Here is a 15,662-nt window from a genome sequence, read left to right as displayed (position 1 = left end):
GATGCGGATCGTCGGCGGAGAGTTTCGCGGCCGCAAGCTGAGCGTTCCGGCGACCCAGGACATTCGCCCGACGACGGACCGGACCCGCGAGACGCTGTTCAACATCCTGTCCCATCATCCGGGCGTGACCCTCGATGGGGCCCGGGTGCTCGATGTCTTCGCGGGCACCGGGGCGCTCGGCTGCGAGGCTTTGTCGCGCGGGGCCCGCTTCTGCGTCTTCATCGAGGAAGGCGTCGAGGGGCGGGGGCTCATCCGCCAGAACGTCGAAACGTTCGGGCTTCAGGGCCGGACCAAGATCTACCGGCGCGATGCGACGAAGCTCGGCGCCGTCGGCACCTTCGAGCCCTTCGACCTCCTCTTCGCCGACCCGCCCTATGGCAAGGGTCTTGGGGAGAGGGTCCTTATTTCGGCTCGCGATGGCGGCTGGCTGAAGCCGGGCGCGCTCCTGGTGGTCGAGGAAGCGGCGTCGAGCGCATTCGACCTGCCCGAGGGCTTTGAGGTTTCAGACGAGCGCCGGATCGGCGAGAGCGTACTGCGGTTTTTGACGCTCTCGTCGTGACCTGACCCGCCAATGATTGAATTCAACGGGTTAGATCGTGGTGCGACCATTTCGACATAGAACGATCTAACGAAACCGTAACTGGCATCCGGGCGGTGCGAGGGTCATATCTCAACGACGAAATTTGATCTGCATATGAGGACCGTCCTTTGATCGCTGCGACCCTGCGCCGAACTCTCGTCCCCGCCCTTGCCCTTTCCGTCGCCTTCGCGCCGGGCGCGTTCGCAAAGGACGGTGAGGCCGGGACCTCACAGACCAAAAGCGCTGCGTCCGACGTTCAGGACGTCGCCGTTCCGGACGAGCGGGTGACGAGCTTCACCCTCGACAACGGGCTTCAGGTGGTGGTGCTGCCGGACCGGCGCGCGCCGGTCGTTACCCAGATGATCTATTACAAGGTCGGCGCGGCGGACGAGGCGCCGGGCGAGAGCGGCGTCGCCCACTTCCTCGAGCACCTGATGTTCAAGGGAACGAAAAACTATCCCGAGGGCGAATTCTCCCAGAAGGTCGCGGCGGTCGGTGGCCAGGAAAACGCCTTCACCACCGACGACTACACCGGCTATTACCAGCAGGTCGCCTCCGATCAGCTCGAAATGATCATGACCTACGAGGCGGACCGGATGAGCAATCTGGTGCTCACCGACGACGTGGTCCTGCCCGAGCGGGACGTGATCCTGGAAGAACGCCGGATGCGCGTCGGCAACGAGCCGGGCGCCCAGTTGTCCGAAATCGTTCAGGCGACGCTTTACGCCAATTCGCCCTACGGCACGCCGGTGATCGGCTGGGAGGACGAAATCTCCTCCCTGACGCGCGAGGACGCGATCGCCTTCTACGACAAATACTATACGCCCTCGAACGCCATTCTCCTCATTGCCGGCGACGTGACGGTGGACGAGGTGCGTGAGCTTGCCGAAAAGACCTATGGCAAGATCGAGCAGCGGGCCGAGATCGGCGCGCGCGATCGCCCGGTTGAACCCGAGCCGCGCGCCGAACGCACCGTGACCCTTCGCGATGCGCGGGTCACGCAACCCTCCTTCAACACCTCCTATCTCGTGCCCTCCGAAACGACGGCCGACGAGGGCGAGGCGGCGGCTCTCGACGTTCTGTCCGACGTTCTCGGCGGCGGAACGACCAGCCGGCTCTATCGCGATCTCATCGTGGAGAAGGGCATCGCGGCGGGGGCCGGAGCCTATTATCGCAGTTCCGCGCTGAAAGAGGGCGTGTTCGTCGTCTATGGCACGCCGCGCGGCGGCGCGAGCCTCGATGCGGTGGAGGACGCGGTGAAGGCCGAGATCGAGGATCTGATCGAAAACGGCATCACCGAGGACGAGCTGGAGCGCGCCAAGAACCGGGTGCGCAAGGGCGTCATCTTCCTGCGCGACAGCCAGACGGCGATGGCGCAGCGCTTTGCCACCGCGCTTGCGACTGGACGCACGATCGAGGATGTCGAGACCTGGCCGGACCGGATCGAGGCCGTGACCACCGAAGACGTGCAGGCCGTTGCCAGGAAATACCTCAAGCCGCAACGCTCGGTGACCGGCTATCTCCTGCCCGAGAAAACCGAGAGCGCTAAAGCCGCGACGCCGGACAATGCGCCCGACAGTGCGACAGGCAAGCAGGATTCCTCGGCTGCGCAGCCATCTTCGACGCCATCGATGCCGGCGGGAGGAGCGGTGCTGGAAGAGAGCCCGTCCTGACGCGGGGCCGGCCCTTTCAAGCCGACTGCGAGGCGGGCGACACGCCGACCGATCGACATGAGCCAAGACCATTTCCGGACGGGATCCGACTGATGAATTTCTTCAAGACCTCCACCATCGCGGGTGCCGCGACGATCGCCCTCTCGCTTGTCCTGCCCGCGACGGCCGAGGCCGTCGACATTCAGAGGGTGACGAGCGAGGGCGGCATCGAGGCGCTTCTCGTGGAGGATCACACCAATCCGCTGATCGCGATGGATTTCGCCTTCAAGGGGGCGGGCTCCGTGCAGGACCCCCAGGACAAGGCGGGCCTTGCCAACCTCCTCTCCGGCCTTCTCGACGAGGGTGCGGGCGATATCGAGAGCGCCGAATTCCAGCAGCGTCTCGACGATCTCGGCGTATCGCTGAGCTTCGACGCGAGCCGCGACGAGTTCAAGGGCTCGATCAACGCCATCACGGAGTTTTCGGACGAGGCCTTCGATCTCGCCAATCTCGCCCTGAGCGAGCCGCGCTTCGACGAGGAGCCGGTCTCGCGCATTCGCGGACAGATCGTGACCGGTATCCGGGCCAATGAGAACGATCCCGGCACGCTCGCCTCCGAAGCCTTTCGCGAGACTCTGTTCCCTGACCATCCCTATGGGCGCGACAGCGAGGGCACGGTCGACAGCCTTCAAAGCATCAAGGCGAGCGATCTCGATCGCTTCGTCGACGAGAAGTTCGCCAAGGACAATCTCATTGTCGGCGTCGTCGGCGATATCACGCCGGAGCGGCTGAAGACCGTTCTCGACCAGGTGTTCGGCGATCTGCCGGACACCGCGCAGTTGACCGAGGTGGCCGATATCGAGCCGGACTTCGGCGAGCGAGTCGCGATCGATCTCGCTGTCCCCCAAACGACGATCCAGTTCGCCCTGCCGGGCGTGAAGCGCGACGATCCGGAGTTCTTCGCTGCCTATCTGATGAACCACGTGCTTGGCGGCGGCTCCTTCACCTCGCGGCTCTATGAGGAAATCCGCGAAAAGCGCGGCCTTGCCTATGGCGCGGGTTCCTGGCTCGCAAGCTATGAGCACGCAGCCGTCCTCGGCGCCTCAACGGCAACGCGCGCCGATGCCGCCGAAGAGAGCATCCGCATCATCCGCGAGGAACTGAAGCGTATGGCCGAGGAGGGGCCGACGGAGGAGGAACTTGCCCAGGCGAAGACCTATGTGAAGGGCTCTTACGCCGTGCGCAATCTCGATTCTTCCAGCGCCATCGCCTCGACACTGGTCGGGATCCAGCTTGACGATCTTGGCATGGACTATATCGATACGCGACAGGACCAGATCGACGCGGTGACCATGGAACAGGTGAAGGCAGCAGCGCAGAAACTGCTCTCGGTCGAGCCGACGGTGATCACCGTCGGTCCCGCCGGAGCCTGAGGAATAGGATGGCGCGCATCGGTCTTGCCCTTGGCGGCGGCGGTGCGCGCGGCATCGCGCATATTCACGTTCTTTCAGCCTTCGATGAGCTGGGCCTGAAGCCGGTCCGGGTTGTCGGCTCCTCGATCGGCGCGATCATCGGCGCCGGATACTGCTCCGGGCTCGATGCGCGCGAGATCGGCGAATTCATCGTCGGCTCCTTTGCCCATCGCCGGGACATCGTCGCCAAGCTCTGGCAGACGCGGCCTTCCAGCCTGCGCGACTTTCTCGACGATGGCGGCTTTCGCATCGGCCAGCTCAATGTCGAGCGGATCGTCGCGGCCTTCCTGCCGGCCAACGTTCCCAAAACGTTCGACGATCTCAAACTGCCGCTCGGCGTGATGGCGACGGATTATTACCGCCGTCTGGAATGCGAACTCGATAGCGGTGAGATCGTCTCGGCGCTCGCCGCCTCTTCCGCCTTGCCTGCGATCTTCCGGCCCGTGCGCCGGGAAGGGCGCATCCTCGTCGATGGCGGGATCTACAATCCCATTCCCTATGACCGGCTGAAGGGCCGCTGCGAGATCACCGTCGCGGTGGACGTCAATGGCGGGCCGGAGGGCGACCCGAGCATCGTTCCCGCGGCCATGGAGGCGATGATCGGCTCGTCCCAGCTGATGATGCAGTCGGTGATCGATCTGAAGATCCGGTCCGATCCGCCGAGCGTTCTCGTCCGGCCCCGCGTTTCGCCCTACAAGGTGCTCGATTTCCTGAAGGCACAGGAGATTCTCGATGCGACCCGCCCGATCAAGGACGACGTGAAGCGCGCCATCGAGAACGCGGTCGCAACTGCGGAAAGCGGCATCGAGACCGGGGCTTTCGTCGAGGTGATCGGCACCGATCCGACCTGCATGAGCCACGAGAATTCCGCCGTCGCGCGGTAATATGCCCGCTCTCACGCTGGAAATCAGCGGTGCGTCGTTTCCTCCAGAAACCGCATCAAACCTGTCTCTTCCTGGTTGAGACCCTTGCGCAGTCGTCCCTTCATCAGGTCGGGCGAGAGCCCGCCATCCTCGTAAGCCGTGACGATCCGAGGATGGACGTAGGACGAGCGCGCAACGGCCGGGGTATTGCGCAATCGCTCCGAGACCGACCGCATGGCGGCCGCGACAGCCTTGCGGCGCTTGCTTTCGCTTGTCGCCTCCAGCGCGGTGTCCTCGGTGCAGAGGAAACGCAGGGCTTCGGCCGAACCGTGGAAGGTACGGAAATCCTTGGCCGAAATGCGCTTGCCCGAGGCCTCCCGCATATAGGTATTGAGGACGCCGGCGGTCATCGTCTGGCTTTTCGCCTTCTTGCCGGGAAACTTGAAGAGGCGCGATCCCTTGCCCCTGCGCACCTGTTGGAGGTTTTTCACAAGCGACCTGTCTCGGATCTCGATCTCGTGCCGTTTGCCGGATTTGCCCGTGAATTTCAGCTTGGCGACCCGGCCTTTCGAGATGCGGAGATTTTTCCGACGGAGCGATGCGACGCCCCGCCCGCCATCGGCTGCGTATTTTTCGTGGCCGGGACGCATGGCTGCGAGATCGACGAGCCGGGTCGCGGTTGCGGCGGCAAATCGCTTGTCGTGCTTGCGCCGTTTCATGTCGCGGGAAACGACCGACCGCAGCTTCGGCAGCGCGCGGCCGAACCGCATGAGGCGTTCTGCCTTGACCGCGTTGCGCACGTCCACCCAGCGATCGTGATAGCGGTATTGCAGCCGGCCCTTCTCATCCCGCCCGATCGCCTGGATATGGCCTTTACCGTCGATACAGATGCGTACGTCGTCCCAGGCGGGCGGCAGGACGAGGTCTTCGATCCGCTGCTTCAGTCGTTCGTCCTGCACATCCTCCCCGGAGAGAAAGCAGATTCGATGGCCGTCATCGAGCTTCTGGCGCTCGATCTCGAACGTCTCGGGATCGACGATCGCAAGTCCGACGATCTCGGCGTGATGGGCAAGGCGGGCATCCATGGAAATTTCGTCGCGTGTCCCTGAACGTGGTCGAAGCGAGACTCCAAACCTCCAAGAAACGCCGCCAGTTCCAGAACGCTACCAAATGCCGCGTTCGGGTTGAGGAGACTGATTTCGGACGGCTGCGGCAAAGCGCGCCGTTCACGGAACGATCGGAAGCAGATCCCGCTTTTCCAGCCGATCAACAACGAAAGGTACGGAACACGATGGTCGCATTTCAGAAAGGGCAATACGTCGCCTGGGACTGGGGCAATGGCGAGGCGAAGGGCAAGGTGCAGGATCACTGGGCCGAGAGCGTGACGAAGACGATCGACGGCTCCGAGATCACCCGGCACGGCGAAGAGGGTAACGAAGCCTACCTCATCGAGCAGGACGACGGTTCACAGGTCTTGAAGCTCGCTTCCGAGCTGCACGAACCGAAGGACTGATCCCAGCCAGGTTCAGCCTGTGCGGTACGCCCGAATATCCGTCCGCGAGCGCATCGCCGGAACGTTCAATGGCGCTTGTCGGCGGGCGCTCTTTGCGGGACCGGCTTGCGCTGAAGGCGGCAGACCTTGGTCTTCGAACCATCGCGGTTCTGCCGGATCACGCATCCGGCCTTCTTCGGCTTTGTATCGTAGAGGATGTATTCGCCACGCTTGTCACGCGTGAAGGTCTGGTTCGAGGCGTCGTGTCCGCCAATGCGGACATTGTCGCCGAACCGAACATCGGCCATCGCGTTTTGGGTTAGGGCGAGGGTCGCGATAAGGCTTGCGGCGATCGCGAGGGTGACAAGGCGGTTCATGATCGGCATGCTCCTCGCGGTTAGGCTCGATATATCAGACACATGATATCGGGAGAAGGCGACCGGGCTCCGGCTGTTCGGGTCGACCTTATCGCCGGGCCTGTTTCCTGAAGGTAAGACGCCGTCCCCTGAACGGGCGGCCCCGCCGTCGGCGCTTCGGTCCGCCGTCATCGACCATGTCGTCCTGGCTCTCCGAGCCATCGCCGGCATTTTCGACGGCCTGGAGGGCGGCGTGGGGCTCGACGAGGGGCTCCGGCTTCACGGCCTGGGTCATCACCATGTCCGCACCCGCCATCGTCCCTTCGGATTCCTGCAGCTTCAGCCGTTTCGCATCCCGGCTTCGCACATCGGCGATGATCCGCCGTGCCAGCTGTTCCTCGACACCGAGGGATGTCAGCGTCGCGCCGCCGAAGGCGAGCGCCGATTCCACCGTCTCGCGGATCTCGTAGTCGACGCCGCGCGCTCTCAGCGTCAGGGCGTGGTTGCGATCATATGCGCGCACATAGAGTTTCACGTTCGGAAACTCCTCGCGGATGAGATCGACGACGCGGTTCGTCGTCTCCTGCTTGTTGGTGCACACCGCGACGAGTTTGGCGCGGCGGATGCCCGCCGCCTCCAGCACGTCCTTGCGCATCCCCGAGCCGAAGAAGATGCGAAAGCCGAACTTGGTCGCCGTTCTGATGCGCTCCGCCGAGGAGTCGAGAATCGTCACCTCGCGGCCGCTCGAAAGCAGAACCTGTGCCACCATCTGGCCGAAGCGGGAGAAGCCGATCATGAGGACATCGGAGCCGGCGCCCTCGAAATCCTCGTCCATCTGTTCCTCTTCCTCGTCCTCACCCCGGTTGAGGGCGCGCCGGGCGAGATAGGTGGCGAGGGGCGTCAAGGCCATCGACAGCGTCGTAACGGCGATGAGGAGCGAGGACACCTCGCCGGTGAACACCCTGTCCGCAGCTGCCGCCGAGAAGATCACGAAGCCGAATTCACCGGCCTGGGAGAGAAGGCCGGAGACGCGCACGGCGCTGTCATGGCCTTCGCCGAAGAGGCGCGACAGACCGTAGAGCAGCGCGGCCTTCGAGATCATGAGGGCTGGCGCGGCCAGGAGAACGATCTGCCAGTTGTCGATCAGGACCGCGACGTCGATCGAAAGGCCGACGCCGATGAAGAACAGGCCGAGAAGCAGGCCGCGAAACGGCTCGATATTGGCTTCGAGTTCGTGCCGGTAGGAAGATTCCGCCAGAAGCACGCCGGCGATGAAAGCACCCATGGCCATGGAGAAGCCGGCTGCCGCCATCATCATGGCCGAGCCGAGGACGACGAAGAGCGCCGCGCCCAGCATCACCTCGCGCGCGCCGGACGACGCCATGATGCGGAACAGCGGGTTGAGGAGGAAGCGCCCTCCGATGATGAGGGCTGCGACGGCGCTGACCGAGACCGCGATCTGGACAAGGTCGATTCCCGTGTCTGAGGAATAGGGCGCGAGAAACGGAATGATCGCTAGGATGGGGACGACGGCAAGGTCCTGGAACAGAAGCACCGAGAAGGCTGCCTGGCCGTGCCGCGTATTGGTTTCGCCCTGTTCTTCGAGAATTTGCAGGCCGAACGCCGTGGAGGACAGGGCGAGGCCGAAGCCGATGACGATCGCGGCGGGGATCGAAAAACCCAGAAGATAGGTGACGCCCCCGATAATCAGGGCGGTGACCAGCACCTGCGCCGCGCCCAGACCGAAGATCTGCCGGCGGAGCGCCCAGAGCCGCGAGAGCTTCAGTTCGAGGCCGATGATGAAGAGCAGGAAGACGACGCCGAGTTCGCCGATATGAAGGATTTCCTCTCCCTCGTGGATCAGGCCGAAGAGCGGGCCCATGACGATGCCGGCCATCAGATAGCCGAGAACCGTGCCGAGACCGATTCGCTTGAACAGCGTTCCCGCGACGATGCCGCCGCCCAGAAGCAGAATGATTTCGAGGAAATAGCCGCTTGCCTGTTCCAAAACGCATCCGTCGATTCGAGGGGTAGAGACTTATTCTAGACGTCCTTGACGGGAAAGGCGAAGCCTTGATGGCAGACGGTCTGGACAATAGATGCGTAATGATTGCCTCATGACGGATCGCATTTCCATGGACCAGAATACGACGCGGCTCTTGAACGTCGCCGAACGCCTGCTCGACCGGGTGAAACAGGCCGGTGCCGACGCCGCCGATGTCGCGGTCGCCACCGCGACGAGCAAGGGTGTCGAGGTTCGGCTCGGCAAGGTCGAGGAGACTGAGAGTTCCGAAACCGAAAGCGTCTCCCTCAGGGTCTTCGTCGGCAATCGGGTGGCGAGCGTTTCGGGCGATACGCGCTCCGATCTTTCCATGCTGGCCGAACGGGCGGTCGCCATGGCGAAGGTGTCGCCGCCGGACGACTATGCGAGCCTTGCCGATCCCGATCGCCTTGCGAAGGATCTCCTCGATCTCGATCAGTTCGATCCGACCGAGGTCTCCTCCGATGAATTGCGCGATGCGGCCCTTGCCATGGAAGACGCCGCCCGCGCCGTTCCGGGCGTCACCAATTCCGGCGGCGCGAGCGCGGGCTCGGGAAGCGTGAGCCTCGTTCTTGCGACGACGACCGGCTTTCGCGGCCATCGCACCCGCTCGTCCTTCTCGCGTTCGGTGAGCGTGGTGGGCGGCGAGGGCACGCGCATGCAGCGCGACTACGACTTCGACAGCCGCCTCCATTACGGCGATCTCGACGACCCCGAGGCGATCGGGAGACGAGCCGGCGAACGCGTGGTTCGGCGTCTCGACCCCGGCGGCATGGAGACCGGACGGTTGCCCGTGATCTTCGATCCGCGCGTCTCGCGCGGGCTGATCGCGAGCCTCGTTTCGGCGATCAACGGCGCGGCGATCGCGCGTGGCACGAGCTTCCTGAAGTGGAAGATGGGCGAGCAGGTTCTGCCCGAGACGATGACGCTCACCGACGAGCCGACCCTGAAACGCCGTCCGGGCTCAAGGCCCTTCGATGGCGAGGGCGTTGCCGGCGAACCGCTGACGCTGGTCGAGAACGGCATCCTGAAGACCTGGCTGCTCGATACGGCGACCGCGAAGGAGCTCGGGCTTACGACCAACGGGCGCGCCTCCCGCTCCGGCGCGGGGCTGTCGCCATCGGCAACCAACGTGATCCTGACGCCCGGCGCGATGTCGCCGGACGAGCTGATCGCCGAGACCGGCACGGGGCTTTATGTGGACGAGATGATCGGCCACGGCGCCAATCTCGTCACCGGCGATTACAGCCGGGGCGCGTCGGGCTTCCTGATCGAGAACGGCAAGCTCACCCGGCCGGTCTCCGAGATCACCATCGCGGGCAACCTCAAGGACATGCTTCTGTCGCTGACGGCTGCCGACGATCTCGATACGCGCTTTTCCGTCGTCGCGCCCACCTTGCGCGTTGCGCAGATGACGATCGCGGGGCGTTGACGAAGACCGTGGACCGATCTTTTCCCACCGAAGACGCCGAACTGGACCTTCTGGAAAACGCTGCCCGCGAGGCTGGCCGTGTCGCCATGTCCTATTTTCGCAAGGACCCGGAAATCTGGTGGAAGGAGAACAATTCGCCGGTTTCCGAAGGCGATTACGCCGTCGACCGCTATCTGAAGGAGACGCTGCTCGGTGCCCGCGCCCATTACGGCTGGGTCTCCGAAGAGAGCGTCGTGGAAGGCGATGCGCCGGCCGACCGCGAGGATCGCTTCTTCGTGGTCGATCCCATCGACGGCACCCGCGCCTATCTCAGGGGCGAAGCGACCTGGTGCGTTTCGATCGCGCTGATTTCCGGAGATCGGCCGATCGCGGGGGCGATCTATGCGCCGGTTTCGGACGAGATGTTCACGGCGACCCGCTCGGGCGCTGCCTGCCTCGATGGCGGCCGGCTCATGAACGGTGACGAGGCGAAGACCCGTCTCTCGATCGGGATGCCGGACAGTTTCCGCAAGGCCTATTCGCGCCTCGAGCGATCGGGTGAGCGGCCTGTCGATCCAGAGCGCGGCGCGCCCTCGCTGGCCTATCGTCTCTGCCAGGTCGCGGCCGGACGGATCGATGCGACGCTGATTCGCCCGCGTGCGAACGACTGGGACGTCGCGGCCGGCGATCTTCTGCTTGAGAAGGCAAATGGGGCGCTCGCGACCGAAGGCGGCGGTCCCATCCTTTACACACGCCATCCGAAACGGCACGGACTTCTCGTTGCGGCCTCGAATGCGGCGATGGCGGATGCCCGCGCCCTTGCGCACGCTCTCATGTGAGACTGCCGCGAAATCGCCTTACCGGCTGGCAATAGACGCGGCGAGTACGATAATGTCCGCCGAACCCAACACGAACATGGCGAATAGGTCTTATGGAAGAGCAGAAACCTGAGCAGTTGCTTCATCTCGTCTTCGGCGGCGAGCTGGACGATCTTCAGTCGGTCACCTTCAAGGATCTCGAGGATCTCGATATCGTCGGGATCTTTCCGAACTATTCGAGCGCCCTGTCCGCCTGGCGGTCCAAGGCCCAGCAGACGGTCGATAACGCGGCCATGCGCTATTTCATCGTTCACATGCACAAGCTGCTGACGCCGGAAAGGGCCTGAGCACGGGCGGAACCGGTATCAAGAGCATGGATGAGGGACGTGGCGAGGTTGCAGAAACGCGCGCGAATCGGTCTTCGCCGAGCGGGCTCTTGAAGCGTGTGCGTCAACTTCGCCGCAAGACCCTCAAGACCATCGGTCGCTCCAGAGCGGCCAATTGGGTCTCTGGTGCCGCGATCTACAGGCTCATGCGGTTCGTCGAGCGAACCCAATCCCCGGCGACCGATTTCGAGGCCGCCCGGGCGAAGATCTTCGAACATCATCCGGCGATCGTGGGAATGTGGCATGGACAGCATCTCCTCGCGCCGATCTTCCGGCCTGTCGAGCTCCCTTATGTGGCGCTTCTTTCCCGCAATGCCGACGCCGAGATCAACGCCCAGGTCGTGGCCCGCTTCGGCATCGACACCGTGCGCGGCTCGGGCGGACGCGAGGGCGGAACGAAGTCGGACAAGGGCGGGGCACGGGCGGTGATCGCCCTGCGCAAGGCACTCAAAAGCGGCTCCGGCGTCTGTATGATCGCCGACGTGCCGAAGGGCGTGCCGCGTGACGCGGGCTACGGCATCGTGACGCTGGCGCGTATCTCCGGACGCCCGATCCTGCCGAGCGCCGCCGTGACCAGCCGGCGTCATGTGGTTGCATCCTCCTGGGACAAGACGACAGTGCCGCTGCCCTTCGGCCGGATGGCGGTCGTCGTAGGCGATCCGATTCACGTGCCGGCCGATGCCGACGAGGCCATGCTCGAGGAAAAGCGGATCGAAGTGACGAAGGCAATCGAGGCCGCCAACGAACAGGCGATGCGCAGTGTGAGCGCGGCATGAGCGCAGGCAAGGCACGCGCCGCCCTGTCGGCCTACAAGCTCATCGGCTCCATCGTCTCGCCGGTGCTTCACCCCTACCTCGTCTATCGCACGCGGCAGGGAAAAGAGGACGGTATCCGCAAGCGCGAGCGCTTCGGCTATGCCGGTGCCGCGAGGCCCGAAGGCGTGCCGCTGGTCTGGCTGCATGCCGCGAGCGTCGGCGAGACCCTCGCCGTTGCGCCCATCGCCCGGCAGATCGCCGCCGACGGCGTGTCGGTGCTGATGACGACGGGAACGCGCACCTCGGCCGATATCGTGGAACAGCGCCTGTCGGACTGCGTGATCCATCAATATGTGCCGCTCGACGTGAAGTCGGCCGTGCGGCGCTTTCTCGACCACTGGCAGCCGGATCTGGCGATTTTCGCCGAAAGCGAACTCTGGCCGATGACCCTGCGCCAGCTGTCGGAGCGCAATATTCCGCAGGTCCTCGTCAACGCACGGCTCTCCGACCGCTCCTTCGAGCGCTGGAAGAAAGCGCACTGGTTCGCCGAGGCGCTGATCGAGAATTTCGCGCTGATCATCGCCCAATCGGAGATCGATGCCGAGCGCTATCGCCTGCTCGGGGCCGGCTCCGTCAGCGTCGCGGGCAATCTGAAGGCCGATTCCGAGGCACCGGACGCGGACCCTGCGGCGCTTTCGGAGCTTCTCGGCGCGATCGGTGACCGGCCCATCTGGGCGGCGCTCTCGACCCATGCCGGGGAGGAACTCGCCGCCGCCGCCTGCCATATCGGGCTGAAGCGCCGGCATAAGGGGCTTCTCACGGTCATTGTGCCCCGCCATGCGAATCGCGGAAACGCGATCGCGGAGGATCTGCGTTCGACGGGCCTTCGGGTTGTCCAGCGTTCGACGGGGAGCGTGCCGACCGATGCGACGGACATCTTCCTCGGTGATACGATGGGCGAGATGGGGCTTTACCTCAGGCTTTCCGATATCGCCTTCATCGGCAAGTCCCTGACTGGCGAAGGCGGGCAGAACCCGATGGAGCCGGCCGTTCTCGGTCGGGCCATTGTCAGTGGCCGCTATGTGCAGAACTTCCGGGATGTCTATCAGAGACTGCTGGAGGACGGTGCCTGCGTGATCGTCAAGGACGAGGCGGGGCTGACCCGAGAGGTCGACGGGCTTCTCGATGACGCCGGCCGGCGGGCCGCCATGGGTGCGGCGGGCCGGGACACCGTTGCCTCCATGCGCGGCGCCCAGGAGCGGACGATGAAGGCGCTGTCGCCTTATCTCAATCCGCTTCGTCTCGCCATCAGCCTCGAAAGGCGTTCCCAGAGCGGGCGGATATCGTGAAGGCGCCGGCATTCTGGTGGCAGGCGCCCTCGACGCAATCGACCCTTCTGTCGCCGCTCGGCTATCTCTATGGCCTGATCGCTTCGCGCAACCTTAAGAACGGCAAGCGGGCGGCCTTGCCGGTGCCCGTCATCTGTGTGGGAAATCTCACCGTCGGCGGGGCCGGCAAGACGCCAACGGCGCTTGCCCTTGCGAAGGCCGCGATGGCGCTCGGGCGCAAGCCCGGCTTCGTGTCGCGCGGCTACAAGCGGCGGAGCCGCAAACCGCTTCTCGTCGATCTTCAGACCCATGATGCGGAGACGGTCGGCGACGAACCGCTGCTTCTCGCCCAAGTGGCCCCGACGGCCGTCTGCGCGAACCGGAAGAAGGCCGCCGATCTGCTGATCGAGACGGCGGGCTGCGATCTCGTCATCATGGACGACGGCTTCCAGAGTGCCCAGCTCCAGACGGACCATGCGCTTCTGGTGGTGGACGCGCGGCGCGGGCTCGGCAACTGGGATGTGTTTCCGGCCGGCCCCCTGCGCGCGCCCCTCAAGGCCCAGTTCGCCCACCTCTCCTCGGTTCTTCTGATCGGCAAGGGCGAGGCGGGCTCTGCGGTCGTCAGCGAGGCTGCCCGGTCGAACCATGCGGTCCATCGCGCCCATCTCGTCGCCGAGAATGGCGCACGGTTTGACGGCTTGCGGGTTCTCGCCTTTGCCGGGATCGGCGATCCGCAGAAATTCGTCGAGAGCCTGAAGGCCTGCGGGGCGAGGGTGGAGCGGAGCCGGGCCTTCCCGGACCATCATCGCTACACCGCACAGAATATCGCCGCCCTCTCCGGCGAAGCCTGGAAGAGCGGGCTGCAGCTGGTGACGACGGCGAAGGATGCGGCGCGTCTTTCGACAGGCGATGAGGCGGCGCGACTTTTCCTGAAGGAATGCGAGGTTCTGGACGTGACGCTCGCCTTCGAGGGCGAGATGACGGCGACGGCGATCGTGCGACAGGCGCTCGCAGCCTTCCACCGCCGCCGCTACGGCGTTTGATGCCTTTGCGAAAAAGGAATGCTCAGGCCTTGCCGGCGCGGACCTGCTTTTCCCGCTCGAAGACGGCATCCGCGTCGCGATAGGCTTCCTGACGTTCGACGCTCCAGTATTTCAGGAGATCGAGGGGGATCGGTTCGCCGGTCACGGCGCAGCACACATAGGCACCCGACCGCACGACCTGAAAATCGGGCGTTCCGTATTTCAGCTTGGCTTCGCCGCCGTCCATGCGGTTCATCGAAGGACTCCGTTGCCTGGTCTCGGACTTTCGAGGCGCTAACGCCTTTTGCCCGTGAAGGCAAATGCGACGACGTCGCGCCGGTCAGCCGGCCTAGTCGATCTTGCCCCAGCGCATGCGAGCGAACGCCCGGTCCTTCGCCATCCGGGGTCGCATTTGGCCCGGTTTCGACCGGTTTCGGTGCGTCAGCGTCTACCATTGCCGCGTTTTTGTTCCCATCTGCCTTCCCGAAGCTAAGAAAATGACGTGCAGGCGAAGGGATATTAAGCCAAGTGGATGTGTTCATCGATATCGCGCTATTGATCGGCGGGCTCGTTTTTCTGTTCATCGGCGGTGAAGGCCTCGTGCGAGGCAGCACATCGATCGCAGAGCGCTTCGGCTTCTCCCGGCTCATTGTCGGCCTCGTGATCGTCGGTTTCGGCACCAGCGCGCCGGAGCTTCTCGTTTCCGTGCAGGCCGCGCTCGACGGCGCACCGGACATTGCGATCGGCAATGTCGTCGGCTCGAACATCGCCAATATCCTGCTCATCGTCGGGGTCGGGGCGGCCATGGTGCCGATCGCCAACGACGATCCGGCGATCCGGCGCGATCTCCTGGTCATGCTCGCATCGGCCGCGCTGATCGTTCTGATCTTCCAGTTCGGCACGATCGGACGGATTGCGGGCGCTGCGATGTTCGCCCTGCTGATCGTCTATCTGACGGTGAGCTACCTTGCCGAGCGCCGCCGGCTGGCCCGATCGAAAGGGGCGGAGACCGAAATTGCCGCGCCCGAGCTGAAGCCGCTGATCGCCACCATCGCCGTTGTCGCGGGCATCGTCATGCTGGTTCTCGGCGCGCGGCTGATGGTCGACGGGGCAACCTCGCTCGCCCGCCACATCGGCGTATCCGAAGCGGTGATCGGGCTGACCATCGTCGCCATCGGCACCTCCCTGCCGGAGCTTGCCACCGTGTTTATCGCCGCCCGCAAGGGCGAGGCCGACGTCATCCTCGGCAATGTCGTCGGCTCGAACATCTTCAACATTCTCTGCATCCTGGGCGTCACGGCGATGATCACCCCGATCGGGGTCGCCGATCGCTTCGCCACGATCGACGGACCGCTGATGCTGGCGCTGTTCTTCGCAAGCATCGTCGTCCTCTTCGCCTATCAGCGGATCGGGCGGTTCGCAGGTGTCGCGATGCTGGTGCTATATGCCGCCTATATCGGCGCTCAGAATACGCTTTGAGGCGCTA

16 protein-coding genes are annotated in these 15,662 nt (G+C 64.4%); 12 read left to right on the top strand and 4 right to left on the bottom strand.

Features of this window, described 5'->3' with window-relative positions; genetic code table 11:
• Position 1: 1 nt before the first annotated feature.
• From rsmD to ABDX79_RS15670, 4 genes are all read left to right on the top strand, one after another.
• Complete coding sequence (rsmD, locus tag ABDX79_RS15685) at positions 2 to 559, top strand: 16S rRNA (guanine(966)-N(2))-methyltransferase RsmD (RefSeq protein ID WP_346221245.1); 558 nt, start codon at positions 2 to 4, stop codon at positions 557 to 559.
• A 149-nt stretch (positions 560 to 708) separates the two neighbouring features.
• On the top strand, positions 709 to 2,253 hold the full coding sequence (locus tag ABDX79_RS15680; RefSeq protein ID WP_346221244.1) for a M16 family metallopeptidase: 1,545 nt from the start codon (positions 709 to 711) through the stop codon (positions 2,251 to 2,253).
• A 92-nt stretch (positions 2,254 to 2,345) separates the two neighbouring features.
• The gene (locus ABDX79_RS15675; protein WP_346221243.1) at positions 2,346 to 3,665 is read left to right on the top strand and encodes a M16 family metallopeptidase; all 1,320 of its coding nucleotides are present in this window, start codon (positions 2,346 to 2,348) and stop codon (positions 3,663 to 3,665) included.
• An 8-nt stretch (positions 3,666 to 3,673) separates the two neighbouring features.
• Positions 3,674 to 4,588, top strand: coding sequence for a patatin-like phospholipase family protein (locus ABDX79_RS15670; RefSeq protein ID WP_346221242.1), 915 nt, complete (start codon positions 3,674 to 3,676; stop codon positions 4,586 to 4,588).
• A 23-nt stretch (positions 4,589 to 4,611) separates the two neighbouring features.
• Here ABDX79_RS15670 and ABDX79_RS15665 read toward each other — a convergent pair whose 3' ends face one another.
• Positions 4,612 to 5,652, bottom strand: coding sequence for a DNA topoisomerase IB (locus tag ABDX79_RS15665; RefSeq protein ID WP_346221241.1), 1,041 nt, complete (start codon positions 5,650 to 5,652; stop codon positions 4,612 to 4,614).
• 206 nt (positions 5,653 to 5,858) lie between these two features.
• Here ABDX79_RS15665 and ABDX79_RS15660 point away from each other — a divergent pair, with 206 nt between their 5' ends.
• Complete coding sequence (locus tag ABDX79_RS15660) at positions 5,859 to 6,080, top strand: hypervirulence associated TUDOR domain-containing protein (RefSeq protein WP_346221240.1); 222 nt, start codon at positions 5,859 to 5,861, stop codon at positions 6,078 to 6,080.
• A 65-nt stretch (positions 6,081 to 6,145) separates the two neighbouring features.
• On the opposite strand, the gene ABDX79_RS15655 is transcribed toward ABDX79_RS15660, so the two are convergent.
• The gene (locus tag ABDX79_RS15655; protein ID WP_346221239.1) at positions 6,146 to 6,436 is read right to left on the bottom strand and encodes a hypothetical protein; all 291 of its coding nucleotides are present in this window, start codon (positions 6,434 to 6,436) and stop codon (positions 6,146 to 6,148) included.
• A gap of 88 nt (positions 6,437 to 6,524) precedes the next feature.
• Positions 6,525 to 8,423, bottom strand: a complete 1,899-nt coding sequence (locus ABDX79_RS15650) for a monovalent cation:proton antiporter-2 (CPA2) family protein (protein ID WP_346221238.1) — start codon at positions 8,421 to 8,423, stop codon at positions 6,525 to 6,527.
• Positions 8,424 to 8,532: 109 nt separating this feature from the next.
• On the opposite strand from ABDX79_RS15650, the gene ABDX79_RS15645 reads away from it, so the two are divergent.
• The 6 genes from ABDX79_RS15645 (at position 8,533) to lpxK (ending at position 14,197) form a co-directional block, all read left to right on the top strand.
• On the top strand, positions 8,533 to 9,888 hold the full coding sequence (locus ABDX79_RS15645) for a TldD/PmbA family protein (protein WP_463671187.1): 1,356 nt from the start codon (positions 8,533 to 8,535) through the stop codon (positions 9,886 to 9,888).
• 8 nt (positions 9,889 to 9,896) lie between these two features.
• On the top strand, positions 9,897 to 10,706 hold the full coding sequence (locus tag ABDX79_RS15640) for a 3'(2'),5'-bisphosphate nucleotidase CysQ (RefSeq protein ID WP_346221237.1): 810 nt from the start codon (positions 9,897 to 9,899) through the stop codon (positions 10,704 to 10,706).
• A 92-nt stretch (positions 10,707 to 10,798) separates the two neighbouring features.
• Positions 10,799 to 11,032 carry a DUF4170 domain-containing protein gene (locus tag ABDX79_RS15635; protein WP_346221236.1) on the top strand — a complete coding sequence of 78 codons (234 nt, stop codon included), beginning with the start codon at positions 10,799 to 10,801 and terminating at the stop codon, positions 11,030 to 11,032.
• A gap of 26 nt (positions 11,033 to 11,058) precedes the next feature.
• On the top strand, positions 11,059 to 11,847 hold the full coding sequence (locus ABDX79_RS15630; protein ID WP_346221235.1) for a lysophospholipid acyltransferase family protein: 789 nt from the start codon (positions 11,059 to 11,061) through the stop codon (positions 11,845 to 11,847).
• Positions 11,844 to 13,175, top strand: coding sequence for a 3-deoxy-D-manno-octulosonic acid transferase (locus tag ABDX79_RS15625; RefSeq protein WP_346221234.1), 1,332 nt, complete (start codon positions 11,844 to 11,846; stop codon positions 13,173 to 13,175). The genes ABDX79_RS15630 and ABDX79_RS15625 overlap by 4 nt, the downstream gene beginning before the upstream one ends.
• Positions 13,172 to 14,197 carry a tetraacyldisaccharide 4'-kinase gene (gene lpxK, locus ABDX79_RS15620; RefSeq protein WP_346221233.1) on the top strand — a complete coding sequence of 342 codons (1,026 nt, stop codon included), beginning with the start codon at positions 13,172 to 13,174 and terminating at the stop codon, positions 14,195 to 14,197. Before ABDX79_RS15625 ends, lpxK begins: the two co-directional genes overlap by 4 nt.
• A gap of 22 nt (positions 14,198 to 14,219) precedes the next feature.
• On the opposite strand, the gene ABDX79_RS15615 is transcribed toward lpxK, so the two are convergent.
• Positions 14,220 to 14,432 carry a DUF2093 domain-containing protein gene (locus tag ABDX79_RS15615; RefSeq protein ID WP_346221232.1) on the bottom strand — a complete coding sequence of 71 codons (213 nt, stop codon included), beginning with the start codon at positions 14,430 to 14,432 and terminating at the stop codon, positions 14,220 to 14,222.
• Positions 14,433 to 14,704: 272 nt separating this feature from the next.
• Here ABDX79_RS15615 and ABDX79_RS15610 point away from each other — a divergent pair, with 272 nt between their 5' ends.
• The gene (locus tag ABDX79_RS15610; protein WP_346221231.1) at positions 14,705 to 15,655 is read left to right on the top strand and encodes a calcium/sodium antiporter; all 951 of its coding nucleotides are present in this window, start codon (positions 14,705 to 14,707) and stop codon (positions 15,653 to 15,655) included.
• The last annotated feature ends 7 nt before the right edge of the window (positions 15,656 to 15,662 follow it).

This window comes from Fulvimarina fulva (assembly GCF_039652615.1).
Lineage (GTDB): Bacteria > Pseudomonadota > Alphaproteobacteria > Rhizobiales > Rhizobiaceae > Fulvimarina.
Note: the sequence above shows the minus strand (reverse complement) of the source record. Positions and strands in the feature narration are given on the sequence as shown.

Bases quoted from the DNA above. Each gene is read 5' to 3' on its own strand.
- ABDX79_RS15630 (WP_346221235.1), top strand. From the start codon at position 11,059: ATGGATGAGGGACGTGGCGAGGTTGCAGAAACGCGCGCGAATCGGTCT.
- ABDX79_RS15675 (WP_346221243.1), top strand. From the start codon at position 2,346: ATGAATTTCTTCAAGACCTCCACCATCGCGGGTGCCGCGACGATCGCC.
- ABDX79_RS15635 (WP_346221236.1), top strand. From the start codon at position 10,799: ATGGAAGAGCAGAAACCTGAGCAGTTGCTTCATCTCGTCTTCGGCGGC.
- ABDX79_RS15655 (WP_346221239.1), bottom strand. From the start codon at position 6,436: ATGAACCGCCTTGTCACCCTCGCGATCGCCGCAAGCCTTATCGCGACC.
- ABDX79_RS15665 (WP_346221241.1), bottom strand. From the start codon at position 5,652: ATGGATGCCCGCCTTGCCCATCACGCCGAGATCGTCGGACTTGCGATC.
- ABDX79_RS15645 (WP_463671187.1), top strand. From the start codon at position 8,533: ATGACGGATCGCATTTCCATGGACCAGAATACGACGCGGCTCTTGAAC.
- ABDX79_RS15625 (WP_346221234.1), top strand. From the start codon at position 11,844: ATGAGCGCAGGCAAGGCACGCGCCGCCCTGTCGGCCTACAAGCTCATC.
- ABDX79_RS15670 (WP_346221242.1), top strand. From the start codon at position 3,674: ATGGCGCGCATCGGTCTTGCCCTTGGCGGCGGCGGTGCGCGCGGCATC.
- ABDX79_RS15660 (WP_346221240.1), top strand. From the start codon at position 5,859: ATGGTCGCATTTCAGAAAGGGCAATACGTCGCCTGGGACTGGGGCAAT.
- ABDX79_RS15615 (WP_346221232.1), bottom strand. From the start codon at position 14,432: ATGAACCGCATGGACGGCGGCGAAGCCAAGCTGAAATACGGAACGCCC.
- rsmD (WP_346221245.1), top strand. From the start codon at position 2: ATGCGGATCGTCGGCGGAGAGTTTCGCGGCCGCAAGCTGAGCGTTCCG.